This window comes from Streptomyces sp. NBC_00659 (assembly GCF_036226925.1).
Taxonomy (GTDB): domain Bacteria; phylum Actinomycetota; class Actinomycetes; order Streptomycetales; family Streptomycetaceae; genus Streptomyces.
Window position 1 is genome coordinate 9,476,560 of the sequence record NZ_CP109031.1, and the last position, 24,881, is coordinate 9,501,440.

At 68.4% G+C, this 24,881-nt stretch carries 19 protein-coding genes and 3 pseudogenes; 6 read left to right on the forward strand and 16 right to left on the reverse strand.

Annotated features, from left to right (window positions below):
• Positions 1 to 128: 128 nt before the first annotated feature.
• Entirely contained in the window at positions 129 to 761 is a 633-nt protein-coding gene (locus OG410_RS41795; RefSeq protein ID WP_443063865.1) for an RNA polymerase sigma factor, read from the forward strand.
• A 150-nt stretch (positions 762 to 911) separates the two neighbouring features.
• Positions 912 to 1,610 carry a hypothetical protein gene (locus tag OG410_RS41800; protein ID WP_329303956.1) on the forward strand — a complete coding sequence of 233 codons (699 nt, stop codon included), beginning with the start codon at positions 912 to 914 and terminating at the stop codon, positions 1,608 to 1,610.
• 1,117 nt (positions 1,611 to 2,727) lie between these two features.
• On the opposite strand, the gene OG410_RS41805 is transcribed toward OG410_RS41800, so the two are convergent.
• On the reverse strand, positions 2,728 to 4,158 hold the full coding sequence (locus OG410_RS41805) for an NF041680 family putative transposase (protein ID WP_329304475.1): 1,431 nt from the start codon (positions 4,156 to 4,158) through the stop codon (positions 2,728 to 2,730).
• Between the two features lie 1,060 nt (positions 4,159 to 5,218).
• On the opposite strand from OG410_RS41805, the gene OG410_RS41810 reads away from it, so the two are divergent.
• A complete protein-coding gene (locus OG410_RS41810) occupies positions 5,219 to 7,384 on the forward strand; it encodes an ATP-binding SpoIIE family protein phosphatase (RefSeq protein ID WP_329303957.1) in 2,166 nt (721 codons plus the stop codon).
• 160 nt (positions 7,385 to 7,544) lie between these two features.
• On the opposite strand, the gene OG410_RS41815 is transcribed toward OG410_RS41810, so the two are convergent.
• On the reverse strand, positions 7,545 to 8,729 hold the full coding sequence (locus OG410_RS41815) for a type III polyketide synthase (RefSeq protein ID WP_329303958.1): 1,185 nt from the start codon (positions 8,727 to 8,729) through the stop codon (positions 7,545 to 7,547).
• A gap of 814 nt (positions 8,730 to 9,543) precedes the next feature.
• Between OG410_RS41815 and OG410_RS41820 the strand changes: the two genes are divergently transcribed.
• Positions 9,544 to 10,161, forward strand: coding sequence for an ISAs1 family transposase (locus tag OG410_RS41820; protein ID WP_329303959.1), 618 nt, complete (start codon positions 9,544 to 9,546; stop codon positions 10,159 to 10,161).
• Positions 10,162 to 10,411: 250 nt separating this feature from the next.
• Here the strand turns inward: OG410_RS41820 and OG410_RS41825 are convergent.
• Positions 10,412 to 10,540 (reverse strand): annotated as a pseudogene (locus OG410_RS41825) (thioredoxin-disulfide reductase); the annotation flags it as partial.
• Positions 10,541 to 11,042: 502 nt separating this feature from the next.
• Here OG410_RS41825 and OG410_RS41830 point away from each other — a divergent pair.
• Positions 11,043 to 11,894 carry a CAP domain-containing protein gene (locus tag OG410_RS41830; protein WP_329303960.1) on the forward strand — a complete coding sequence of 284 codons (852 nt, stop codon included), beginning with the start codon at positions 11,043 to 11,045 and terminating at the stop codon, positions 11,892 to 11,894.
• 222 nt (positions 11,895 to 12,116) lie between these two features.
• Here the strand turns inward: OG410_RS41830 and OG410_RS41835 are convergent, their stop codons facing one another.
• The 4 genes from OG410_RS41835 to OG410_RS41850 all read right to left on the reverse strand — a co-directional run bounded on the left by OG410_RS41835 (position 12,117) and on the right by OG410_RS41850 (position 16,128).
• Positions 12,117 to 13,091 (reverse strand): hypothetical protein, encoded by a 975-nt coding sequence (locus tag OG410_RS41835; protein ID WP_329303961.1) that lies wholly within the window; start codon positions 13,089 to 13,091, stop codon positions 12,117 to 12,119.
• Between the two features lie 692 nt (positions 13,092 to 13,783).
• Positions 13,784 to 14,407, reverse strand: a complete 624-nt coding sequence (locus OG410_RS41840) for an IS3 family transposase (RefSeq protein ID WP_329303962.1) — start codon at positions 14,405 to 14,407, stop codon at positions 13,784 to 13,786.
• A 229-nt stretch (positions 14,408 to 14,636) separates the two neighbouring features.
• On the reverse strand, positions 14,637 to 14,945 hold the full coding sequence (locus OG410_RS41845; RefSeq protein WP_329303963.1) for a transposase: 309 nt from the start codon (positions 14,943 to 14,945) through the stop codon (positions 14,637 to 14,639).
• A 46-nt stretch (positions 14,946 to 14,991) separates the two neighbouring features.
• Complete coding sequence (locus OG410_RS41850) at positions 14,992 to 16,128, reverse strand: NACHT domain-containing protein (RefSeq protein WP_329303964.1); 1,137 nt, start codon at positions 16,126 to 16,128, stop codon at positions 14,992 to 14,994.
• A gap of 828 nt (positions 16,129 to 16,956) precedes the next feature.
• Here OG410_RS41850 and OG410_RS41855 point away from each other — a divergent pair.
• A complete protein-coding gene (locus OG410_RS41855; protein ID WP_329303965.1) occupies positions 16,957 to 17,394 on the forward strand; it encodes a nucleotidyltransferase domain-containing protein in 438 nt (145 codons plus the stop codon).
• Here the strand turns inward: OG410_RS41855 and istB are convergent.
• The 9 genes and pseudogenes from istB to OG410_RS41900 all read right to left on the reverse strand — a co-directional run bounded on the left by istB (position 17,391) and on the right by OG410_RS41900 (position 24,868).
• Positions 17,391 to 18,155, reverse strand: coding sequence for an IS21-like element helper ATPase IstB (istB, locus tag OG410_RS41860; RefSeq protein WP_329303966.1), 765 nt, complete (start codon positions 18,153 to 18,155; stop codon positions 17,391 to 17,393). The two genes, OG410_RS41855 and istB, sit on opposite strands and share 4 nt — an antisense overlap.
• Positions 18,152 to 18,907, reverse strand: coding sequence for a Mu transposase domain-containing protein (locus OG410_RS41865; RefSeq protein WP_329303967.1), 756 nt, complete (start codon positions 18,905 to 18,907; stop codon positions 18,152 to 18,154). The genes istB and OG410_RS41865 overlap by 4 nt, the downstream gene beginning before the upstream one ends.
• Positions 18,908 to 19,003: 96 nt before the next feature.
• Positions 19,004 to 19,438, reverse strand: coding sequence for a hypothetical protein (locus OG410_RS41870; protein WP_329304476.1), 435 nt, complete (start codon positions 19,436 to 19,438; stop codon positions 19,004 to 19,006).
• A 174-nt stretch (positions 19,439 to 19,612) separates the two neighbouring features.
• Positions 19,613 to 19,783: pseudogene (locus tag OG410_RS41875) on the reverse strand (IS5/IS1182 family transposase); the annotation flags it as partial.
• Between the two features lie 117 nt (positions 19,784 to 19,900).
• A complete protein-coding gene (locus OG410_RS41880; RefSeq protein WP_329303968.1) occupies positions 19,901 to 20,107 on the reverse strand; it encodes a hypothetical protein in 207 nt (68 codons plus the stop codon).
• Between the two features lie 994 nt (positions 20,108 to 21,101).
• Positions 21,102 to 22,382 (reverse strand): annotated as a pseudogene (locus OG410_RS41885) (IS256 family transposase).
• 362 nt (positions 22,383 to 22,744) lie between these two features.
• Positions 22,745 to 23,548: an aminoglycoside phosphotransferase gene (locus OG410_RS41890; protein ID WP_329303969.1), complete on the reverse strand. Its 804-nt coding sequence runs from the start codon at positions 23,546 to 23,548 to the stop codon at positions 22,745 to 22,747.
• 61 nt (positions 23,549 to 23,609) lie between these two features.
• On the reverse strand, positions 23,610 to 23,750 hold the full coding sequence (locus OG410_RS41895; RefSeq protein WP_329303970.1) for a hypothetical protein: 141 nt from the start codon (positions 23,748 to 23,750) through the stop codon (positions 23,610 to 23,612).
• Between the two features lie 8 nt (positions 23,751 to 23,758).
• A complete protein-coding gene (locus tag OG410_RS41900) occupies positions 23,759 to 24,868 on the reverse strand; it encodes a radical SAM protein (protein ID WP_329303971.1) in 1,110 nt (369 codons plus the stop codon).
• Between the last annotated feature and the right edge of the window lie 13 nt (positions 24,869 to 24,881).

Here is a 24,881-nt window from a genome sequence, read left to right on the forward strand (position 1 = left end):
GACGTGGGGGGCGGAGCGTTGTGACACTTCTGCAAGGACGGACGCTGGTAGCCATGGGGCCGTCGATGCGACCGGAGCACGGCGGACGGCATGCACTCGCCATGAACCCGGTACGAACGAGGACAGTCTTGGGCCAGGTACGGCAACCCCGGCGTGTACATGAGTGCAATGGGGAATTGGGCGCGGCGGTCGCGCGGGCGCAGGAGGGCGACGAGGCTGCTTTCGCGGTCGCGTACCGGATCGTGCAGCCGGGCCTGCTCGGCTATCTGCGTGGCCTGGTCGGTGGCGACGCGGAGGACGTGGCCTCCGACGCCTGGCTGGAGATCGCCCGTGACCTCGGCCGTTTCAAGGGGGACGGGTCCGGGTTCCGCGGCTGGACCTCGACCATCGCCCGGCACCGGGCGCTGGACCATCTGCGCCGACAGCGGGTACGGCCCCGGGCAGGAGGAAGCGAACGGGACGTACTGGACCTGCCCAGCCGGAACAGCACCCACGACGAAGCCCTGGAGTCCTTGTCCACCGAGCGGGCGCTGGAACTGGTCCGCCGACTGCCGCGGGACCAGGCCGAGGCCGTACTTCTGCGGGTCGTCGTCGGCCTGGACGGTCCCGCCGCCGCACGCGTCCTCGGCAAGCGTCCGGGAGCGGTGCGAACTGCTGCCCACCGGGGCCTGAAACGCCTCGCCCGTCAGCTGGGCGTCGACGGTGAAGCGGACAAGGGTGTGACGAATGAGGCTTCCTCGGCGCTGGGTGAGTCGAAATGAACAACGTCGGCAACAGTTACCGACGGACAGGCATCAGACCCGGAACGCCGAACGAATTGAACCGGTCGAACAGGAACGGAAGCGGACATGGGTGAACGGTTGGGCGGTGACGGAGTTCCGGGCCGTCGACGTGCGCACCCTGGCGGCGCCGTGTCCGACCCGTGGGAGGTGCGTGACGCTGCCACGCTGGAAATGGAGTTGGGTGCCGTTCTACGCGCAGGCCATCTCGACCCCGAGGCCGAGCAGCGGGCCCTGACCGCCTTCCGGGCTGCCCATGAAGAAGGCGCGCAGCAAGCGCGCCCCCGGCGCAGGGACGACTGGCGGTTGCCCGCGGAGCGGCGTGCCAGGCGTCCCGTGAAGATGACGCTCGGCGTGGTGTTCGCCAGCCTCACGCTGGGTGGAGTCGCGGTCGCGGCCATCGGGTCCGTCGGCTCGTCCACGGACGGTGACGGCGCCGCGCGGGGGACCGCGCACCCGTCGGCCGCCGCCCCGGACGAGCCGGGCGGTGAGGCCCCTTCGGCGTCCTCCGACGTCCCCGGACCGACGGACGGCCCGGCCACCGCCCAGGACACCGAAGCCCATTGCCGCGCCTACGAGCAGGTCAAGGATCGCGGCAAAGCGCTCGAGGGAACGGCTTGGCAGCGACTCGTGACGGCCTCCGGCGGGACGGACAAGGTCGCCGCATACTGTTCCGAGCAGTTGGCGCGGGCGACCGCCGCGCCGAGCAGGCCCGCCGGCAACGGCAAGGCGGGAAGCGCTGGCGACTCCGGCAACGACGTCGGCGGCACGGGCAACGCGGCCGGAAACGGCCAGGCAAGCGTCCCGGCGGGCAGCGGCAAGCAGAAGTAGCCCCCGCCGTGCCTAATCCATGCCCGTGAAGAACGGACAACCACGGTCGACAGCGGTGCGATCAGACCCGTGCAACAGGGGCGGCGCAATGAATCAACACAGGTCAGCGACCATCTGGGCGCCCAGCTCCGTCGCTTCCCAAGCTGAGAGAGCGCGAGTTCGATTCTCGTCACCCGTTCCATGCCCGCCAGGTCGTCGACGGGCGGGTGTTTGTTGTGCGGAGTCAGCATCGAGGTCGTAGCGCAGGAAGCCGGGCCCGTGTTCCTGACCCGAGGCGACCGCGGGTGTCAGGGCAAGCCCCGGCCGCTAGGGTCGCAGCATCCGATCAACCCAAGGCCACGGCGACCAACAGGTCGAACGAGGCCACCACCAGGGGGAGTTCAGTGCGACGAGCCATTGTGCTGGGCGGGAGCTGGGCCGGACTGCTCGCAGCACGCGTCCTGTGCGACCAGGCGGACGAAGTTGTCATCCTCGAGCCCGACAGCGCCAGCAGCCCAGGCAACGGCGCCCCCGCCGCCGCCAACTGCACGCCCTGCTCTCCTTCTTGGGGCACACCAACTGGAACGCTGGTTCCCCGGAATCGTCGACGCCCTCGTCCAAGACGGCGCGCAGCTGGGAACAGGGACAGCGTTGCAGTACTACGTCGATGGGACACGCAAACCAGCCGTTCCCGACAACGTGATGATCGGCGCAACGCGCCCCTTCCTCGAAGAGCACATACGTCGTCGGGTGCATGCCCTCGCCAACGTCACGGTGCGATCTGCACGAGCTCACGGACTCCTCTTCCGCGGCAGCCAGGTGCGCGGAGCACGCTTCTCGGCCCCCGGAACATCTGAGAGGTCGTTTTCATCGGCAGAGTCTGTTTGATCCCAACATGCCGCTGTAACGAAACTCGGCTCTTGAGGCGCTGGTGTTCCTTGCGGTCGGTGCGGCGGAGTGAACGACCGTATCGCCTGTCTCATCCCGGCAAGCCTGTCTCATTCCAAAAAATAGCTATATCAGCGGTTCCCCTCGTCGTGCCGCATGCGGAACCGACACGTAAGAGGCGCGAGTGCAGTTCCGAGGTGCATGTGGTGGCGCAAATTAGATGAAAACGACCTCTGAGCTTGTTCTTTATCTACCAGGACCTGCCAGGCTTGCCGATGGCCTTGAGGGTCTCGGGGCGTTTGACGGTCTTGCCGACGTCGTAGCGGGGTGCCCGGTGTTTGTTCTTCGCGCCGGATGGCCGTCCGGGGCCGGTGCCGGTGGGTTTGGGAACACGGGTCGGACAGGCCAGGTGAGCGCGGATGTTCCTGAACCCCCGGCGGACCCGGGCCGGAGTGAGCCGGTCGGAGTTGGCGGGTTTCTCCCAGGGCCGGCGGAGGTCCGCGGCAAGCGGCCGGGCGAGCCGGAGTTGGGTGTGGGCGACGATCAGGATCCAGGTCCAGCGGTCCGCCGCCTCCGGGGTGCGGAGTTTCGGGGTGGTCCAGCCGAGGGTCTGCTTCGCGAAGCGGAAGGTGTGTTCCAGATCGAAGCGACGGAGAAATGCCTGCCAGCAACGGTCCACATCGTCCGGGGTGGCGCCGGTCTTCGAGGACCACAACCACACCGGCGGAGCGTCCCTTTCCTTCGACAGGTGCTCGACCTTCAGCCGGATCAACGTGCCCTCGACCAGAGGAAGTTCACCCTCGTGATCAAGCCATGAGGAGCGGTGGGTGAGCCGGAGGTGGACCCGGTCCCATGCCTGGGTCTCGGCCTTGCCGTAATTGGTGGTGTCCGTGACCGTGGTGATCGCGGGCTCAGGCCAGGTCTCCGGCTTCTTGAAGCGGAATTCCGGGCCGTGCTTGGGCGGACGGCCATTGACGCCGTGCATCCTGGGCGGTTTCGGCAGACGCATGACGCGGTCGGAGCGGACCCGGCCGACCAACTCGACCGGAAGGTCGCGCAGGACCCAGGCCAGGTGGGTGACGTCGTAGCCGGCATCACTGACGATCACGATATGCGGGTCCCCGGCCTGCCACTGGCCCGCAGTGATGAGCCGTTCAACGACTCCCCGGAGCTGGTCAGCGGTGGCTGCTGTCGCGTCGTCGACCGGACCGAGCCGGACCGCGTCCAGGATCGCGGTCCAGGACGTGGCGCCGGGCTCCAGCACAGCGACGAAGGAGTAGGGCCAGCCCGGGATGAACTGCGAGGCTGTTTTCGCACGGCCGTAGACGTGGCAGAACAGGCGCTCCGCCGAGCACGGTGCGTCCGATCGAAGCCACGGCGACACATCGACCGCCAGGACCAGGCGCCCGCCGTCGAAACGCGGCAGTCGCAGCCCGGCCAGCACCGTCCGTAGCCGTTCGGTGTCGATCCGGCCGTGGTTCAGGCCGCCGTACATCGCTCCGTGCCCACGACGATGCTCGGGCAACAACGTCAAGTCCACCGGCGACTTCACCGCACCGTCCGCACACAGCACCGCGTCCACCAACTCGAACAACTCATCGCGCCGAGCGGTCAGACACTCGTAGAACTCGCCCCGGAAGCGTGACGCTTCCGCGAACGCCTCCCTCTGGACAGCATCCAGCCAGCAGACTCACCCTCACGGCCTTCGTCGTGGTCACGTGCACCTTGGTCGGAGCACATGATCAAACGGAGGCCGCCCCTACGTCCGGTGAATCCCCATGCGAGCGAATCCGTTCGAGACGCCATTCGAGACCGTGGCACCATGTACCGCATGACGACGAACCGAAAGGTCCATGCCGCGTAGACGGCCAGGACAGATCCGCGCCGGTGCCTTCGACAGCCACCGGACAACGGGTACAAGGCCAGTCATCGACGGCCTGTCTTCGCATGCACTGTCCGAGATCATCCGTCTCGAGCACACCCGCAACTATCTGCAGCCAGGCGACGTCAGCGCGGCTGTGAGCCTGTGGAAGGACTACGTCCACCAGCCCGAGCATGATCTGTGGCACGACTACGAGTGGGGCAACGTGCACTGGTACTGCTGCGGCAACCCTCTCGAAGCACGAGCTCTCCTCGACACCGTGATGCAGGCCGTATCACCACGAAGCGCCCGCGAACTACGAAGGATCGTCAGCCGGTCAGACGCCGTCTGGAACCTTCCGACCCCGCCCTACGACGCTGACGGCAGATAAAGAACAAGCTGAGGCGCGCGAGGTGGTCAGCGGGTCGAGATTTGGTAGTCGTCGACGGGTGGTGCTGCCCCGATGCCCCAGCCCTGGACGATTTGCGCTGCGGTGAGATTGGACATTCTGACCTGTGCTGCAACGTTCTCGATCAAGTATGGCGGGGTCGATCGGCGGCGCGAGGCGCGAGTCCGTTGAGCTTGCCTGAATGCACGTTCTCGATTGGGACGGCGGTAGGTCATGACGCCAGGATCGCAGGCGTTTAGACCTCGTCTAAGGCGGTCGTCGCATACTGGTGGCCGACGCCCCCGGCAAGGTGAGCACGGTCCCGCCGGCCGCGGTATTCCCTCATGGTCAGCGTTCACCGCGCGATCCGCTGGTGTGGGCGAAGCGACCCCCGGTGTTATTCAATGAGGTGTGCGGTCAGGGATCTCGGTGCCCCGACGCACGGGTCCGAGTACAGCCCCGGCGCTGCGCCGGGGATTGCGAGAGAGCCGCATGGACTCCACACCCTCCCCCTCGTCCTCTTCGCCGTTTGACCTGGTCAGCAGCGCCCTGGGGCGCTACGTCCCGCGCGGCGGAGCGGCAGCGGCGGCCGGTCCTGCGAACGCGCAGGGCGACCGCACCACCCGCCAACGCGTACCCGACAATCCGGCAGCCGACCGTCAGGATCGGATTCTCGGCGTGGTCAACCTGGACAGGGATCTGAGAATCACCGGCTGCAATCTGGACGCCCCCGTATTCGCGGGTCTGGACGTCGAGGCCGGGAGTCCGTTCGCCGATCTCCTGCCCGCCGGGGACGTACCGACGGTCACACGGCGGTTGCGGCAGGTCCTGGAGATCGGTGAGGCGCACGTCGCCCGGATCCAGCGCCTGCGGCGCGGCGACGGGTCGGAGCTGGTGGTCTCGCTGAGCATTCTGCCCGCCGCGGCGCCTCAGGAGGGCTTGACCGTCTCCGTGATCGCCATGGCCAGGAGGCTGCACCTGTACGCCGCCGAGACCGCGATCGGCACCTCGCTGGACATCGGCGAGACCGCGCAGTCGCTGGCGGAGTCCCTGCTGGCTTGGGGAGACGTGGCCGCCGTCGATCTCGACTTCGCCGTGTGGACGGGCGAGGGAGTCACCGAGCACGCGCAGGGGCGCATCCGGCTACGGCGGGCAGCCCTGGTGCCGGACCGGGCGTGGCCCGAGGGTTACGTGACTCCGGGCGGGGATCTTCCGAGCGACGCGAGTCGCCTGCTGGCACAGGCGGTACGGCGGGACGATGCCCCGCAACCCCTCGTCATACCCGACCGGGAGGCGGTCGAGCGGCTGCTCGGCAGTCAGCGAGTGATCCGTGCCCTGGTGCCCGGTGACCGGTCGGCGAGTGTGGCGTGCGTACCGCTGGTCCTGGACGGCGCGCCACCCGTCGTGCTGGGCCTGGCGGAGGTCTGGCGGCGGGCGGACCGCCCCTTCCGCGACAGCGAGTTGTTCGACCTGCAGGAACTGGTGGCCAGGACCGCACATCACGTCGACCTGGCCCGTCAACACCAGCGCGAGCACACCCAGGTGCTGGCGTTGCAGCGCCGGCTGCTGCCCCGGACCGGCGGCCATACCATTGAGATCGCCAGCGTCTACCAGCCCGCCACCCCCGACAGCGCGGGCGTCGGCGGCGACTGGGTGAACAGCTTTCCTCTCCCGGACGGCCGTACCGCGCTGGTGGTCGGTGACGTCGTCGGGCACGGCCTGGGAGCCGCGGCAACCATGGGCCAGCTGAGCATGGAGGCCCGCGCGCTGTTGTCCGCGGGGTTGGCACCCGACGAGGTGCTGGAGCACCTGGACGAGACCGTGACGCTGCTGGACGACGCGGAGTCCGGGCTGGCGGCCGGCTACAGCGCCCTCGGATCCACCTGCTGCATCGCCCTCTACGACCCGGTCAGCCACCACGTGGTCCTCTCCAGCGCGGGCCACCTCCCTCCGGTCCTGGTGCTTCCGAACGGGCAAGCAGGCCCGCTCGCGGTCCGCCCTCACCCGGGCCTGGGCGCAGAGTTCGCGCTGCGGGAGCCGTTCGACGTGCACACGTTCGGCGCACCGCCGGGTTCCCTGCTCGCCCTCTACACCGACGGTCTGGTGGAGGATCCGGCCCTGTCGATCGACGAGGGCATCAGCAGGCTGGCGGAAACCGTGTCCTCGGTGCACCCCTGGGATGCCCTGCAGCAGGCCGCACGGCACGTCGTCTCCGCGCTGGCGCCCGTGCGCCAGCGCGACGACGTGACCCTGCTGCTCGCGCGCATGATCGGCTACCGCAAGGGGGACACCGCGACCTGGCGGCTGCCCGCTCGCGACGACGCGCCCGCCCGTGCCCGCGCGCACGTCTCCGCACTGCTGCGGCAGTGGCACACCAGGAGCGACACCCAGGACGACGTGGCGCTGCTGGTCAGCGAGCTGGTGACGAACGCGGTGCGCTTTGCCGCCGGTCCCATCACGATACGACTGATCAGGGCCGGTGGTCACGGCCTGCTGTGCGAGGTGGGCGACACCGGCAACGGCAGGCCGCGTCTGAGTCGGGGCGGCCTCATCGACGACGGCGGGCGTGGCCTGCACATCGTGCACCGGCTCACCACCCGCTGGGGGGTGCGGTGGACGGAGACCGGCAAGGTGGTCTGGGCGGAAGTCGCAAGATGACGCGGCTGCGGGGCGGGGCGCGGCCGGGCGTACGCGAGGGCAGGGGCGGCGTGCGCGTCAGCCGGCGCCACCGACGGTACGAACGGCGCCCTCGGTGGTATCGGTGGCGTGACCGGTGATGCGGGCGGCCCGTTCGCTGTTGGGGTGGCGCGGGCTCTCACTACAGCCACTCCCCTTCCAGGGCGGTGGCGGTGAGGCCCGGTGCCGCCGCGTACAGGACGGCGCGACTGCCCGACTTCTGTCCGGCGTCGTGCGCCCGCCTCAGGATGTCGAACACGGCGGCGCCTCCGCGGTTGCCGCTGGTGTAGCTGTCCCGGCTGTAGTCCAGCAACCCGGACGGCCATGCGTCGGGCATCGTCTGCTCCATGTACTCCAGCACCCGGGTCCCGCCGGGGTGCGCGAGCAGCACGTCGGGGTGCCAGGAGTCGGGGTCGTCCTGGTAACGGACGCGCAGCCACTCCCACATCGCGGTGACCGTCTCCTGTACGGCGCGCGGCCCGCGCCGGTCCATCACGAAGTGGGTGCCGTCCGCCCGTGTTTCCAGGCAGTGCAGGTCTTGGGTGTCGGGCACGGTGTGGTGCCAGGCCGCGTCCAGCCGCAGCACCGACTCGCGCCTCGGGCGGCCCGTGACCACCGCGGCGACAGCGGTGTCCGCGAACAGCAACCGGACGATCAGGGACTCGAGGGTGTCGTCCGCGGGCTGGTAGGTCGTGCTCAGCGCTTCCGCGATCACGACCAGGACCACCCGATCGGGGTCCGCGGCCACGAGATCAGCCGCCAGGGCCAGGGAGCGGGTCCCCGCGACACAGGCCCACTGCGTGGCTGGCAGCAGCATCACGTCGTTGCGGAGCGCAAGCTTGTTGGCCAGGGCGATGTCCAGACCGGGCAGCGCCGGGGTGGTGGAGTGACTGGTGATCAGGCAGTCGATGTCTGCGGCGTCCAGCCCGGCGATCTGCAGGGCCCCGCGCGCCGCACGCTCCCCGTAGGACTGCACGGCCTCCCAGGCCGGAGCGGTGCGCTCCTGGACGGTCTGCGGCGCGGGTATCGACTCGAGCGCGGCGATCACGCGGTCCACGTCCTGCTGGGTGAACCCGTCGCGTGCCAGCGCCTCTTGGGCGGTCCCGATGCCGACAGCCTGCAGGCCGCTGCCGTCGCCGGGCGCGACGGCGGTCTCCAACGGCAGCATCCACCCGCGGGTCTCGATGCCCGTACTGGCCGCGATGCCGTCGATCCGCGGCGCCCACGCCGCATGCGGGTGCCGGGCGCGCACCTCCGCCACGATCTGGCGGGTCTCCACGGTGTGCTCGCCGTGTATCACGGCAGGAGGACAGAGGTATGCGGCCATGATGGGCACCTTTCCAAGGGAACAAGGAGGAACGTCACGAGGGCTGCGTCATGGGCCGCTTCGGAACTTCGCGCCCATGCAGACGGGCTCCACTTCGGGAGTCGCTGTCCAGGTCGAGCATGGACACGAAAGGGACATTTGCGCTGTGACTAAGACAACTTAGGTGATCCTCGGGGGCGTGATGCGGCACACACCGCCGAAACAGAGGGGCCCTCGGGGCGGTTCCGTAGGCCTTACCTGACTCACCGTCAGCAAGGGGGCTTGTCAGGTCCGGGCGCGCACCGTCGGCGGGCTGGTGTTGGCGCCCGCCGTGACGGTCCCGCGGAGGCGGCCCTGCCGGAGGCCACCCGGCTGATGACGCGACACGGCATCGAATGACTCCCGCTGGTCGACGAAAAGGACCGGCTCGTCGATATCGTCAGCTGCCGTGACCTGTTCCAGGTCTTCCTGCGCTCTGCTGAATCGAGCCAGGGCGGCAGGGGGCCGGCGTCGCGATTGTCGAGCATGGCGGCGAACCGGCGGCCTGGTGTCACCCACCGAAGTCCCACTCCTCGACCTCAGTACCGTCGTCACCGCAGTTCAGCGGGTAGTAGGGCACTTCCCCAAGGCGCGTACCGCACAGACTTCCGGCAGTTCTCTCCCATCCGTCCTCCGTGAACTCGGGCAACCGCATCGCACCATTGCCGTAACCCTCCATCCACCCGATGCCGAACGGAGCCAGCGCCGTCTCCCCGGTATTGAGCAGCCGATCATCCCTTCAAAGGATCCGCACCCAATTTCGACGGTCGCCGACCTGCGGAGATATCTGGTCGCGGTGCCTGATCCACGGGCTCGTCGCGGCATCCGTCATCCGTGGACAGCCCTGCTGACCGCCGCAGCCGCTGCCGTACTGTCCGGCGCCGCTTCGATCACGGCGATCGGCGAGTGGGTCGCGGACGCGCCGCAGCGCGTCCTGTCCCGGATCGGGTTCCGCCCCGACCCGCTGACCGGTCTCCTCCGCGTACCGCACCCCACGACCCTCCGCCTCGTCCTGGCCGCAGCGGACGGCGACGCCCTGGACCGGGCTGTCGGCCTCTTCCTCGCCGAACGCCAGAAGCCGGGGCCCGGCCGGCGGGTCATCGCCGTCGACGGCAAAACACTTCGGGGCTCCCGCACCGCGAAGCGGCCAGCCGTCGCACTGATCGCGGCGATGCCCCACACCGGCCAGGTCCTCGCCCAACGGCAGATCGACGACAAGAGCAACGAGACCCCGGCCTTCGCCCCGCTCCTGGACGGCATCGACCTGACCGGCGCGGTGATCACCGCCGACGCTCTCCACAGCCAGCACGATCACGCCTCCTACCTGCGCGAACGCGGCGCCCACCACCTGGCCGTCGTCAAAGGGAACCACCCCGCGCTGTACGAGAGGGTCCGCGGGCCCGCAGTTCGGTGACCAGCCCGCCGGCGGGCAGGCCGTGCTGCTGCCCAGCCGCCGGCACACCATCGAGGGCGGGCGGCGTCCGGCCTGTGTGGTCACCCTGCGCGACGGAGACCAGCGTCCGGAACCCGTCCCACTTCGGCTCCGCAGCGCAGCCCGGTCGTCGATCGGGCTCGGGCACGGGGGGCGCTCGGCATCGGTTCTGGCAGCATCCACGTCGCAGTGGATGCCTTCCACCAGATGTCCCGGTGCTGTCCTCTTGCCTTTACGCGGGGACCGAGGCGAGGGCGTGTTCGTCGCCCGGCGCCGCGAGGTGGCGTCCGGCGTCCGGGGCGGCCTGGCAGCCGCTGGCGGCGGCGGTGATGGCCTGGCGGTAGGTGTGGTCGACGACGTCACGGCATATACGCCGGCGGCCTCGACGTGCTCCTGCGCACGGTCACCGCCGCCTGACTGCACCCCCCGCACGCCGGGCACCGAAAGGGTTGTGGGGAAAGTCAGTGACATCCCTCACGTGCCCGGTCCCATCAACGTGCCGCGATAGTACGTGGCGTGTGGCTGATATAAGCGGATCTGGCATACGGAAGCAGGCATACGCGGCATCTCGGCCGAGGTCACCGGCCCGGGTCACCGGCCTCGAGCCGCCGGACCGCCTCTGCCGCCCTTCTGACGGAGTGTGAGGCGCCGTCGGCGTCCGGAGCGGCGGCCCGGCATAATCCCGGGCCGGATTCAAGGGTGCCCTCGCCTACTAGGCGAGGTAGTGGAAGCCCCCGTTGTCGTGCCCTCCTGCGGCTTTTAACAATGGCGGCCCCGCAAGGCGTCCCCGCAGGTCAAGCGCAGTATCTGTGCGAAACCGAGCCCGCCGGAGGCGCAAGGAGAGTCGACCGAACGAGGTCCGCATGAGGAACCACCGGAAGCACGGCAGGAAGACGCGCCGCCGGCCCATAGTCGTCGCCGTCCTGGCGATGGGCGCGGTGGCGGTGCCGTCGGCCGCCATGGCGTGCATGGGCGACGAAGGAGCCGAGGCCGTCACCGCCACGGCCAGCGGTCCCTGGACGGACGGGAGGAAAGCGTCCTGGGACGGACACCGGACGGACGGGAGGAAGGAGTCCTGGGACGGGCACCGGGGGCGGGACGTCCGGACCGCGAAGCCCACGGCGACGGCTTCGCCCCCGGCCTCGCCGACGACCTCTCCCAGGACTGAGGCGCCCGCCCCGGAGAAGTCCAAGGCACCCGTCTCGAAGGCGATTACCCCGCCCGCCCCGACGAGGACCGCCGCCGCGCCGAAGCCGACCGCCGTGCCCCCCTCGACGACCGCCGCACCGAAGCCGCCCACCATCACGGCTCCCGCCGCAGGCACGGCGGCCCCCGCGTCCGCCGCCGTCGCCCGCGTGGTCGCCCTGGTCAACAGCGAGCGCGCCAAGGTCGGTTGCTCCCCGGTCGCCCTGAACGCGAAGCTCTCGCAGGCCGCCCAGGCCCACAGCGCGGACATGGCGAGCCACAACACCATGTCGCACACCGGTTCCGACGGGTCCGACCCGGGACAGCGGATCACGCGCGCGGGCTACCTCTGGAGCACCTACGGCGAGAACGTTGCGTACGGGTACTCCACGCCCGAGCAGGTCATGGCGGGCTGGATGGCCAGCGCCGGCCACAAGCGCAACATCCTGGACTGCGGCTTCAAGGAGATCGGTGTGGGGGTGGCGCAGCCCGGCAACTACTGGACGCAGGACTTCGGCACGGCCCGCTGACGCTCACGGGACCCACGCCCGTCATGGCCCGCCGACCATCACGCCAGCCGCGGCCGCTCCGCTCGCTCCGGAGCGGCCGCGGCCGGCGTGGGTGCCGTTCTGCCCAGGGCGCAGGTACTGCGCGAGTCCGCCTCACCAGCGAGAACACCATCTCCTGGCGCGACCCGACACCAGCACACCAAAGCCGCATTCGAGGATGAAACAACAGGATGAAACGACCTCTTACACAAGATCACTGACACGCCCACTCGAGATAGTGTCGGCGAGGTGCTCTTGCAGTCGGGCGTGGCGGAACTCGTAGGTGGCTCCGGCTTGTCGCAGTACTCCTCGCTTGTGGGCTTGGTCGAGGAAGTCCATCAGGCGCCACGGGAGGCGTCCGGTGGTGCTCAGCCACAGCCGGGTGACAAGGAACCAGTTCCAGGCACTGAGGCAGATGGTTAGCGGGCCGATGAACAGCCATGTCAGAAGCGAGAGCTCGGCGTAGTCCGAGTTGTCTTTCGGGACGGGGAGGAAGGGGAGCAAGGAGAGCCCGGTTGTGATCAGAGAGCCGAGTACGGTGAGCGCGACGCCTCGGGTGATGGCGGTCGCCCTGTCGGTGCGCAGTCCGGCCTGCGGGCTGACGGCGCGCGCGGTATCGGCGGGTGAGACCAGCCAAGCGTGGATGCCGGAGGCCAGGCCACTGACCAGACCCAGTGCCACACTGACAGTCAGCGCAAAGCTCATCATGGTGCGGAAGAGTGTGCTCGGTGCCATTGCGAGCAGCCAGGCACGTGAGCGCGGGGGCGGCAGTGCGTCCACAAGGTCGTAGTCATCAACGTATCGGCCGTTGGGGAGTTTGACCTCGGGCTCCTGGTAGGACTTGGTGAGACGGATTTCGACGTAGCCGTGGAAGGGCACGCAGCGCTTTTCTAAACAGTGCCAGTGTGTGGCTTTGTCGCGAGATGACGCGGCGTGTGCGTCGCGGTAACCGTACTGGTCCTCCTGGACCACTCCGTCAACCGGCCGGGGGGTGCGTAGGTTTCGGTCGCCGTTGGGGTGCAGGCTGTGGCGCCATCCGTCCGAGGTGATGACGTAGAGGGTCCCGTCGGACATCTGGTGCTGTGTGCCGTGGGGGAAGTTCCAGTCCTGGGTGCTGCGGATGCGCAGTGTTGTGGCGGCGGCGATACCGAAGGCGGACCCGAGGCACAGGCTGGCCAACAGGCCAGCTGTGACCCCGCGGACGAGGGCACGCCGGAAGCGCTGGCGCCGTCTGCGCCGGGCGGCTGGTGGCTGGTGGCGTGGCTGTCCTGGCAGCGCCGGTCTGCCGGTTGTAGAGTCCCGCCGCGGCAAGGACTGCTGCGAGTGCCGCGAACACCGCACCCCAGACAGGGGCATGGGGGAGGTAGAGGGCCGATGGGATGAGGTATGCCAGCAGTGCCGTGAACAGGACGATTACTACGGAGCTGGTGAGGTGGTGCCTGGCGAGTTGCGTGTACAGGGGCAGCGGATCACTGACCATGCCCAGCACCGCAAGGGCGATGGCCGTGGCCAGGCCCCAGACGGCGCCCATGGTAAGCGATCCCGTGTCGCTGAATGTGACAGGCAGGAACGACGGCACCGACCAGGGAACGAGGACGGTATGCGCGGCGGCACCCGCCGCCAGGCCCGCCACTACCGCGGCGGCTATGATCCGCAGGACTCCGTGTGCCAGCTGCCTCCCCTCGTGAACGCCGTCTCGGCCCGCTGCGGGCCGCCTGCTCGACAGCGCCAGGTAGCCCAGACACAGTCCACCGAAGAACCCACCCGTCACGAACGGCAAGTTGCGTGTCGGCACCCACAACCCATCCGTGAACAAGCCGCGTGCCAGGGACAGCACCAGGGTCTGCTGCAGCGTTGGGTGACAGGTTCGGTCACGCGGCCTTGAGGGCCGGTGTGGTCATGACGGTTTCGTATTCGACGGGGGTCAGCCGGCCGAGTGAGGCTTGTCTGCGGCGTCGGTGGTAGGTCCGCTCGATCCAGGTCACGATCGCGATCCGGAGTTCCTGGCGGGTGGCCCACTTTCGTCGGTCGAGGACGTTCTTCTGCAGCAGGCTGAAGAAGGACTCCATGGCCGCGTTGTCGCCTGCGGCCCCGACTCTCCCTATCGAGCCAGCGATCTGGTGCCGGCTGAGCGCCCGGACGAACTTCCGTGACCGGAACTGCGACCCGCGATCGCTGTGCAGAACACAACCGGCGACTTGTCCGCGCCGGGCAACGGCGTTGTTCAGGGCTGTGACGGCCAGACGGGACTTCATCCGCGTGTCGATGGAGTAGCCCACGATCCGCTTGCTGAAGACGTCCTTGACCGCGCAGAGATACAACTTCCCTTCTCCCGTGGCGTGTTCGGTGATGTCGGTGAGCCACAGCCGGTTCGGGCCGTCGCGGTGAAGTCCCGGCGGACGAGGTCGTCGTGCACCGGCGGGCCGGCCTTCTTGCCCCTGCCGCGCTTCTTGCCGAACACGCTCCACCAGCGGTTGTCCCGACAGATCCGCCACGCGGTCCGGTCCGCCATGCCGGCTCCCATGCTGCGGGCCTCGTCGGCCAGGAAGCGGTAGCCGAACTCCGGGTCCTCACGGTGGGCGTCGAACAACGCGTTCGCGCGAGCGGCCTGCTCGAACTCGGCATCGGTCACCGGCCGCTCCAGCCAGCGGTAGTAGGGCTGGCGGGCGAGCTTGAGGACCCGGCACGTGACCGTGACGGGAATCCCGCCCGTGGCCAGCTCCTTCACGAGCGGGTAGATCCTTTTCCCGGCAGGTTCGCCTGGGACAGGTAGGCCGCGGCCCGGCGCAGGACCTCGTTCTCCTGCTCCAGCAGCTTGATCCGCCGACGTGCTTCCCGTAGCTCCGCGTTGTCCTGGCTGGTCATTCCGGGCTTTGTCCCGTCGTCGATGTCCGCCCGGCGCATCCACTTCCACAGCGTCATCGCGTGCACTCCGAAGTCGGCGGCCACCTGCTCCACCGTCACGCCCGGGCCGCGGTTCCTCGCGACCCGTACGACATCCTCACGGAACTCTTCCGGATAAGGCTTGGGCACAGCGACATCCTTCCCACCCGCCCCACAAGGCAAGCCAGATCAGATGTCACCCGATCGTGCGGCAGACCCCCAGGCTGAAGGCCACGGCTGTGCAGCCCAGGGCCAGGATCGGTCCCAGCCTGCGCAGAAGCCAGGGCAGTTCCAGGCGCAGCTGCCACCAGGCAAACCGCCGGGTGCCGCGCCGCTGCATAGTGCTGGCCAGGTACCGGAGCCATTCGGGAGCGCGTTCGGCATACGGGCTGTCGGCGAAGGCGGCCGGCACGAACGCCTCCAGCAGGTGCTGCTCGAGCACCGTCGGATCGGCGAAGCGCTCCTCGAGAAGGCCAGCCGGGTCCCTGCCCGAGTTGCTGTAGACGGCACGTGCCATCGCCACCATCAAGGGCGTACCCAGGACCAGGCTCAGGGACCGGCCGAGGGGAGCGTCCGCGTGCGCGCGCAGATACGCAAAGACGGGGTCCCACCGCGTAGTCCGCTGCCCGCCCGCACCGCGCACCGGCCGGGCGGTACGTACCAGGTAGGCGCTGGCGGAGGCGAAGGACAGCGGCTGCAGTTCGACGACGGCAGCCTGCGCGAACACGTTTCCGCTCTCCACGGCCTTCGTGTACGTCTGCGTGCGGCAGGTCAGCAGCACGCTCTGCCCCGGATCAAGTTCGGCGTTCAGCCGCTGCAGCGCCGCACCGCACAACGACTCCGCCATCTCGTCCAGGCCGTCCAGGACCGGCAGGACGAGCCCAGCCTCCAACAGGTCCCGGCTCCAGTGGGCTCCCGGGTAGGTGGCGCGCAGATGGGCGGCCATCCAGTCCCGCAGCTGCTCCCGGTCGGGCTGCCAGCCGGCCAGCGGGAAGACCACCGGAACGGGATCACCGGAAGTACGTTGTGCGAGCTTGTCCAGGGTGAAGCGGACCGCGAGAACCGTCTTGCCGCTGCCCGGACCGCCCAGCACCACCATCCGCCCCGAGGGCACGGTATCGACAACAGCCGCGACACCCTCAAGCTCGCCCTCCGGCCCCGCGTCCCGGCCCGCACCGTCCCACTCATCGGCAAGCCACGCCTCGGCAGGCGCCCACAGCACCTGGAGCGGGGACGGGTCCTGGAGCCTGCGCAGCCGCCACTCCGCCTGCCACTGCTCCTGCACCGCCGAGGCCAGCCGATTGGCCAGATGCTGCAGCCGCTCCTGCGACAAGGTCTCTTCGGCGCGTTCTTTGGCAACGCTTTCCCGCCAGAGGTTGACAGCCAGGCCGACGACGGACACTCCAAAGCCAAGAACGGCTGTGAGCGAAGCGGGTTTATCAAGTTTTCCCCACGTCAGGACCAGTACGATACCTGCGGCCGCCGCTACCCCCAGCCAGATACCATGACGCCGCCATCGCTTCAGTGACGCACTGACCCGCCCATTACTATGCACGCAACGCATAGTAATCGTAACTCTCGGTGACAATCGCGGATGGGCTCCGCGTGTGCGTGTCCATCACCGTGAGGCGCCCGATCAGCAGCTGGGTCCTCCTGCCGCACAGCTCCTTCTACTGTTCCACCTCGCATCGGCCGACCCTGGTGTGAGGTTCCCCCGCTGTGAGGGAATGGCTGACTAGTGCTGGATTCCTCTTTGGCTGGGTATATGTCCTGATAGCGGGGTAGTTGCGGGTGCTCGGGGGCGGGTGCTGGACGATGGTTTTATGGGCGCGACCGGAGTGTGACGAGGGCGAGCGGGCTGTCGTTCGCAGGTTGCCGCGGGCACGGAAGGCTCCTCGGGATGTGGTGATGCGGGCCCGGATGATCGAGCTGAGCTGGGTTGTCGGCGGTCACGTAATTCCCCACAGCTGTGGTCACGTAATTCCCCAGGTAGTGGGCCGTTGCATTGCATGATGTGGAGCGAGTCCGCTTGCTTGTGGCTGTGCCATCGTGGTCCCTGCTGTCGCCGGTGGTGGCTGTCGTGGCACCGGCCTGAGAAGCTGTCCGATGCTGGCATCGGATTGAGCGAGGGGCATTCGAGGTGCATCGCGACGGTCAACCAGTGAATCTTCCAACCGCGCTGTCGCCGGAGCGGGTCGCTGAGATCAACGAGGTCATCAACCAGATCACACGCTGGGCGAGGAGCCGTGAAGACATCGTCGGCCTGCTCTTGGTGGGGTCTTGCGCCCGCAACGCCGCGCGACCGGACTCCGACATCGACGTCGTCCTGCTGACCACGGATGAGTCCCGGTATCTCCTTGATGATGCCTGGGCCGTGGAACTCGGGCTGGGCGAACCGATCCGCACCCAATCGTGGGGACCGATCACAGAACGACGCTATTCCACGGCCTCCGGCCTGGAAGTCGAGCTGGGCATCGGCTCTCCGACCTGGGCAAAGACAGATCCAGTCGATCATGGAACGCATCGTGTCGTCACCGACGGCGCCCGGGTTTTGCACGACCCGGCAGGCATCCTTGCCGACCTTCTCGCCGCCTGCTAGTTGACCGGTGGCTTGTCGGCGGGGCCCTTTGGCCGCTTGTTGGGCCGGTAGCTGGGGCCGTTCATGATGACCTGGTGGCTGGCATTGATCAGCCGGTCCAGCAGCGACTCGGCGACGACCGGGTTGGGGAAGAGGGGATACCAGTCGCTGGGCGCCCTGTTGCTGGTGATGATCAGGGACCGGCCCTGCCGTTCGGAGACGAGTTCGTAGAGGTCGTCGGCCTGGGGTGCGGTCAGCTGGCGCATGGCGAAGTCGTCGAGGATGAGCAGGTCGGGGTGGACGATCTCGCGCATGCGCTTGTCCCAGGTGCGGTCCGCGTGGCCCCCGGCGAGCTCGGCCAGGATGCGGCTGGTCTTGGTGAAGCGGACGTTGGCGCCTTGGCGGACAGCCTGATGGCCGAGGGTCTGGGCAACGTGTGTCTTCCCGACGCCGACGGGTCCGAACAGAATGACGGACTCGCCGGAGTGGAGCCAGCGCAGGGCCGCCAGGTCGCGGATCTGGGCGGCCGGCAGCTTCGGGGAAGCGTTGAAGTCGAAGCCTTCCAAGGTGGCCTGCTGCTCGAACTTCGCCTTGCGCAGGCGGCGTTCGAGAGCAACGGTCTCGCGGCGGCTGATCTCGTCCTGGCAGAGGACCTGGAGGAAGTCGAGGTGTCCGAGCTCGCCGCCCTGAGCCTGGGTGAGGCGGGCGTCGAGCGTTTCGAGCATCCCGGACAGCCGCAGGGTCTTGAGCGAGTCGCGCAGGGCGGTGGTCATCACGCTCATCGGGCGGCCTCCTCGGCGTCACCGCGGTCCTGGTCGTCGTGGACATCGCCCGGGGTCTGGACCGGGATGGCGGCGGCGAACAGGCCCTCGGGCCCGTGCAGGAAGGCCGCGGCCCCGGCGTCGCCGGTCTCGGGTTCCGGGTCGGTCTCGGTGCCGGCGACCAGGATGCCCTTGACCGTGTGGTAGGACGGATCACCGACCGCGACCGCCTTCCTGCAGGCGGCTTCCAGCCGCGTGTCTCCGTACTTCTTCCGCAGTCCGAGGACCCCTTGGGCTGCGCGGAGCCAGTAGAGGGCGTTGACCTCCAACAGTTGGCCGATCACTTCCCGGCAGGCGTCCCCGACCTGGGATGCCTGGCCACGGCACCAGATCGGCGTCCGTATCTGGAAGGCGATCTTCTCGGGCGGGTAGTCGTTCTTGTCAGTGCGCTTGCCCTGCTCAACTGCCGAGTGGGTCTTGACCAATTCACCCGCGTCGAAGATCTGCACCATGGTGGCTGTGGAGCGGACATCGACACGGCGTCCGATCAGCTTCCAGGGCACCGAGTAGAGAGTGCGGCCGACCTTGACGTGGATGTCCGGGCCGACCATTGCCTTCGACCATCTGGCCAGCGCAAACGGCTCGGGCGGCAGGGGCAGGAGGGCCGTGGCCTCCACCGCCTCGAACACGGACAAAGGCTTCGCGCCGTCCAGGGGGCGGAACTGGCGCCGACCTGCGACGTTCCTAGCCCAGAGCAGGGCCTCGGCCTGCATGTGCTCCAGCGAGGTGAACGTCCGCCCGCCAGGACGGATCCAATAACGGTCACGGAGCGCGTACGGCAGCCGTGGGGCTGACGCGCTCGTGGTGCGTCACCGGTGTTCGTACACACCCTCGGCGATGAGGGAGACGCCGATGCCCAGCATCCAGACGTCCTTGGCCAGCGCGGTTCCCTGCTCGGTCGGGCGCAGGCTGCCTTCCTGTCGCATCCCCGGCGTACGCAGGTAGAGCCCGAGGGTGCCAACGGAGAATGCGGTGAGCGCAACCCCGGCGACAGCGGCAGGGACGACTGGCAGGAGCAGTGTCGTGGCAATGGCGAGCTCACCGGCGGCGAGCAGCCGTACGAACTTGTGGGAGTCGTGCCTGCCCAGGAACGGGTAGGTCGTGGCGGCGAACTGCTGCAGCCTCTCGGCGGTGGCCTCGTCCGCACCGAGTTTCGAGAGCCCCGAGTTCAGGAAGAACGCGCCGCTCGTGAGCCTGAGCGGAAGTTGCCGAGCTGCGGAAGATCGTGCCCAACCGAATGCCATGCCGAGCCTCCCAACATTGGCCCCGGATACAACCCTGCCATCCGTTCGAAGCATGTCAAACGGGGGCCGATTTGATTCGGCCCCACCGGCTGGGCCCCGGAGGACCAGGTCAGTGCAGGTGAAGCTGCCAGTCCGCCGGGGCATTGCCCCACGGCCCCGGGATCGGCTGCGAGGTCGGGCGTACGTGTCGCCGCATCGCAGGTGGGCCAGGGCGAGCAGGGCCTGACAGCCGACGGGCAGGCGCCGCCATCGCGTGGCGATCTCCCGCCGGTGATTGGCCGGTTGCCTGGCCAGGTGCCGCAGCGTCCGGCTGGACAGATCGATCGACGACGGGTGGACCAGCACGCCAGCTGACCTCCCACGCAGCTCAAAGCGCAATCGGTCGGTACTTCAGAGCCTCATCGACAATCTGCTCCGCAGATGCGGCCCGAAGGTTGTCCAAACGGTGGAAGACCAGGTCACTCACCCGGGATGCGACACGTTCGCCTCCAGGAGCCGCAGATAGTAGTCACTCTCCGGGTCGGCTTTCAGGAGTCTGCGAACGATCTCCACGAGCTCGTCCCGGGCGATGTCCGCAACCATGGGGCGAGCCGGCCGGGCCGCCTCCCTGCCGAACTCCTCCAGGCTCCTGCTGCCGTAGTACTCGGCGGCGGAGCGGGAGGCGCTCACCGCGCGAAGCACCGAGTTGAGTCGCTCGCGCGTTCAACTACCCTGTGCTGTGGGAACATTGACCGCATGAGTGACCTTGGCGCAAGGTCTTGGCGGTCGGTGGCGTGGCGAGTGGCGCTCCCGGTCCTGGTCTTCGCGGGCAGCACGACGGTTGTGATGACGCTCAGGTTCTCCTGGACCCCGCGAGCCGACAGTGACCGGTGGGCCGTGGCGATGGTCGTTGCCGTGTTCCTCAGCGGCTTGGCAGTCAGCGCCTTCGAGTGGGTCCGCGGCAGCAGCAGCACGCCCGGGACCGACCCGACCTCGGCCGACCGGCAGGAGGTCACCGCGGGCCGAGACAGCGAAAACATCGTGGCCCGCGGGGACATCGGCGCCGCCGGGACCGGCAGTGCGAAACAGGCCGGCGGCGCCGCTCGATCAGCGTGTGAAGTCCGGCCGCCGCAGCCGGAACATCGTGGCCGGCGGAAACGTCGCGCTCCCGCCGGAGGAGAGGGAGTAGCAGCCGGTGGGTGACGGGGACCGCCAAGAGGTGCGGCCTCGGAGGCTATGACCGCTGGGAGGTGAAGATCCAGCGCATCACTCACGGAGTCGTGCCCCGCCTCGGCGAGGTGACCGCCGTGCTGTTTCTCTGCAGCCCGCAGCCGAGCAACTTCGCCGTCCAGGAGTTGCGCGTGTACCGCACGACCGACGGACAAGAAGTCGGCCGCACACCAACGTTCCATGTGGACGGACTTCCCCCGCAGTACCAGCCGGACACCGTGAGGTTCAGCGGCGGACGCCTCCGCGCGGACGTCAAGTTCTACGGTCCCAAGGACAACCACGCCAGCGGTCCGTCGGAACTCCGGCGCGTCACCTGGCACTGGGACGGCAGCAGGTTCGTGAAGGAGTCCGAGACCGATGCCCACAAGCCCCATCGGATCGATCTGAGCACCCAGCGCGTCACCGTCAACGGAGGGTCTGTAAAGTTAACGGTGGTTCTGGAGTTGTTAGTGGGTCAGCGGCGGGCGGCGGAGAGCCGACCGTCGAAGGTGATCTCGAAGGCGTTCAGGGCCGCCTTCCAGCGCTGGGTCCAGCGTTTACGTCCCTGGCCGGTGGGGTCCAGGCTCATGATGGCCATGTAGACGCACTTGATGGCGGCCTGCTAGTTCGGGAAGTGGCCGCGAGCTCGGACGGCTTTGCGGATCCGCGCGTTCACGGACTCAATCGCGTTCGTCGTGCAGACGATCCGCCGAATCTCGGCATCGAACTGCAGGAACGGCACGAACTCCGTCCACGCGTTCTCCCACAACCGGACGATCGCCGGGTACTTCCTGCCCCATTGCTCCTGGAATTCCAGGAACCGTTCCGTGGCGGCGTCCTCGGTCGGTGCGGTGTAGACCGGCTTGAGGGCCTTCGATATCTTGTCCCAGTCCTGCCGGGCCGCGTAACGGAACGAGGCCCGCAGCAGGTGAACGACACAGGTCTGCGTGATCGCCTGCGGCCAGACCGCCCCGATCGCGTCGGGCAGAGCCTTGAGTCCGTCGCAGACGACCATGCAGACGTCCTCCGCGCCGCGGTTTTTGATCTCGGTGAGGACCTGGAGCCAGTACTTGGCACCCTCCCCGCCATCGCCGGCCCACAGCCCCAGGATCTCGCGAGTGCCCTCGACGGTGACCGCCAGGACCACATAGACCGGCCTGTTCGCGACCTTCCCGTCCTGCAGCTTCACGTGGACACAGTCAATGAACAAAACCGGATAGACCGAGTCGAGGGGCCGGTTCTGCCATTCGTTCATGCCCTCGATCACCTTGTCGGTGATCGTGGAAATCGTCTGCCTGGAGACCTCGGCGCCGTAGACCTCCGCGAGGTGGGCGGAGATCTCACCGTGCGTCAGGCCGCGGGCGGACAACGAGAGCACCATCTCATCGACACCGGTCAGCCGACGCTGCCGCTTCTTGACGATCTGCGGCTCGAACGAGCCCTCCCGGTCCCGGGGGACTTCGAGGACGACCGGACCGACCTCGGTCACCACGGTCTTGGACCGGGTGCCGTTGCGGGTGTTGCCCGAGCCGGCCTTCTCATGCTTCTCGTGCCCGAGATGGTCGGTGATCTCACCTTCCAGGGCCGACTCGAGGATCCGCTTCGTCAGCTGCTGCAGCAGACCGTCCTGGCCCGTCAGCTTGATCCCGTCGGCCTTGGCCCGGTCCACCAGCTGACTGATCAGCTGGTCATCCAGAACATCCGGCGCCAACCCGGACGGCTGCACTTCCGCCACGGCCTCCGCCGACACGGTCACATCTGTCATCAGGCGTCACTTCCTCTTCGAAGATCCACCGTTGACCGTACAGACCCACTGGCCAGGACGCTGTGACTGCCGTTGCCCAAGGGGCAGGCAAGGCGGGCCTGCTTGACGCCACACACGTCGGCGTGGCCGATTCCGCCTCCCAGGACATGAAGCAGGACTTTGCCCTGCGGGGTCACGCACCACCGCTGTGGTCACGAACGATCCTCCGGTATCGCCATGGCCCCCCAGCGTCAACGTCGCGATGCCATATGGACGTAGTGACGGGCCTGTGCGTTACACCCGGGCTGTTCAGGTCAGCGGAAAACCCCGCGCGTCCGTCTCGGGGGGAGCGGACGAGCGGGGCCGTATCGGGGTCAGCGCTGGTGTTGCCGGTGCATGTTCCAGACCCGTGCCGCGTCCTGCATCGGCTGCGCCCATTCGTCCGGGCTCTGTTCGGCGATGGAGTCCCACAGGCGCTGTTGGACGAGGGCGAGAGTATCGAGTCCAGCGGGCGGGGCGAGCTTCCACGCCGGATGCGCGGCGGTCACGCTCTCGGCCTGCTCCGCGGTGTGGCCGTGGGCGATCAGCCACAGTAGCCACAGCGCGGGGTCGATCCACGCGGCGCCGGTCGACGCCCACCCCCAGTCGACGAGCAGGGCGCCGGCATCGGTGATGAGGACGTTGTGCGGGTTCCACTCCGTGTGAAGGAGGCTGTCCCCCTCGAACCACGTCAGGTCGGCGGGGTCGTCGACGTAGGTCCTGTAGCGGTGCGTCATGGTCTTCAGGTCGAGGCCGGGGGCCCGGAGCTCGGCGAGTTGTGCCATGGCCGCGGAGACTGCGGGCAGGTCGGAGGAGGCGGGCGTGTAGTCGGCGTGCCCTCCCTCGACGTACTGGAAGCCAAGCAGGCTCCAGCCGTCGGCTTCCACAAGCCAGCGCAGTTCGGGGGCGATGCTGCGCACGTACGGGCTGATCTCCGCTTCGCGCTTCTGCGTCCAGACGCGGGGGTGATCGAGGGGCAGGCCCTTGACGAACAGGGTCCGCGTGCTGGTCCGCACGCACACGGCGATGGAGCTGTTGAGACCTGTGCGCACGGTCCCTACATCGGTGATGCGGCCGCTGGCCTTCTCGATCAGTGACAACGCTGCGTCCGGCAACTCGGTCATACGCGGGGTGGGCATGAAATCTCCAGAGGTACGGGGGTCGGGGCCGCACGTGAGGCGCGGCCCCGACCGAGGTGAGCTACTGGTACGGGTTGTCGTCGTTGCAGCCGGGCGTGGTGCCTGCGGTCAGCATGTCGACGTCGCCGATCAGGACGACCTCGTCCGGATCGGCGACGACGGGCGCGGGCCGGGGCGTGATCTCGATCGCTACAGCAGTCATGACTACCTCTACCTCGTTCCGTGTTGGCAGTAGTTCTTGAGTGGCGCCTTCGCAGCCTGGAAGACCCGTGCCATCGGTCGGCACACGCGGCAGGTGGCTGAGAGCTTGCAGCCGCTGCACCCTCCGGTGCGAAGCATCAGGGACTCGGCGATGCCGCCCAGTCGGGCAAGGCCTGGCACGCCTTCGGCGGTCAGGTCGATGTTCGGCTCCCGGCCCACCTTGCAGATCGAGGCGCGGCCGAACGGGTCGGCGTGGAAGAAGGTCGCGCCCGCCGGGCAGCCGGTGAACGGCTCCCGGTCGGTGAGGTACTCGGGGGACTGGGACGGCAGGGTTTCCGCGCCGCCCTGAACCGTGGGCGAGATGTTGGCGTACTCCCGGTACCGCACCCCGAGGTCCCGGGCCCAGGCGCGCATGGCGTCGGCCTCGTGCGCATTGGTCCGCACGATGATCAGGCTCAGATCGAGGTTCAGCCCGACGGCGAGCGACTTGTCCAGCCCTTCACGGAATCGGTCGAAGCCACCGCGCCGGCGAGTCACTGCGTCGTAGGTGTCCGCGGTCGCGCCGTACACGCTCAGCGTCAGCCTGGTCGGCGGGTAGGCGCGCAGCACGTCCAGTACGCGGTCCCTGCGTAACTGGGAGCCGTTGGAAAGCACTTCGAGCTGCATCCCCAGTTCGTTCGCGAGCCTGTAGGACTCGGGGAAGTCCGGGTCGATCAGCGGCTCACCGCCGGTGATCTGGAGCCAGATCACCCCGGCGTCCCGCATCACCGTCAACAGGGTGCGCTTGCCCGCCATGTCGAGGCCCTCGAACCGTTTCTCGCCGAGGTAGCACATCTCGCAGTCGTAGTCACAGCCGAGATTGATCTCCCACGTCGCCCGGCTGAACTCGTACGGTCCCGGCTCGCGCAGCAGGAGGACGTCGTCAAGGGCGCGGCCGGAGACGTCCATCCGCCACTGGGCGGCCACGGCGGCGGCGAGCCATCCGGGCACGCCGCTGGGGACGGTGCTCAGGGTGCGCAGCTCCTCGAACTTGGCGTGGGGGAGCTGTACGGCTTTCGGGCTGCCCCGCCGCAGGACGAGGCGGCGGTCTCCGAACGGTGTGGCTACGAGCTCGCGCATGTCGTTCCCCCTC

What these genes read in the sequence shown, in the direction of transcription:
- OG410_RS41870 (WP_329304476.1), bottom strand. Translation starts at nt 19,438, where the DNA reads ATGGCATTCGGTTGGGCACGATCTTCCGCAGCTCGGCAACTTCCGCTC.
- OG410_RS41810 (WP_329303957.1), top strand. Translation starts at nt 5,219, where the DNA reads ATGGACTCCACACCCTCCCCCTCGTCCTCTTCGCCGTTTGACCTGGTC.
- istB (WP_329303966.1), bottom strand. Translation starts at nt 18,155, where the DNA reads ATGAGCGTGATGACCACCGCCCTGCGCGACTCGCTCAAGACCCTGCGG.
- OG410_RS41890 (WP_329303969.1), bottom strand. Translation starts at nt 23,548, where the DNA reads ATGCCCACCCCGCGTATGACCGAGTTGCCGGACGCAGCGTTGTCACTG.
- OG410_RS41830 (WP_329303960.1), top strand. Translation starts at nt 11,043, where the DNA reads ATGAGGAACCACCGGAAGCACGGCAGGAAGACGCGCCGCCGGCCCATA.
- OG410_RS41900 (WP_329303971.1), bottom strand. Translation starts at nt 24,868, where the DNA reads ATGCGCGAGCTCGTAGCCACACCGTTCGGAGACCGCCGCCTCGTCCTG.
- OG410_RS41865 (WP_329303967.1), bottom strand. Translation starts at nt 18,907, where the DNA reads ATGCAGGCCGAGGCCCTGCTCTGGGCTAGGAACGTCGCAGGTCGGCGC.
- OG410_RS41815 (WP_329303958.1), bottom strand. Translation starts at nt 8,729, where the DNA reads ATGGCCGCATACCTCTGTCCTCCTGCCGTGATACACGGCGAGCACACC.
- OG410_RS41895 (WP_329303970.1), bottom strand. Translation starts at nt 23,750, where the DNA reads ATGACTGCTGTAGCGATCGAGATCACGCCCCGGCCCGCGCCCGTCGTC.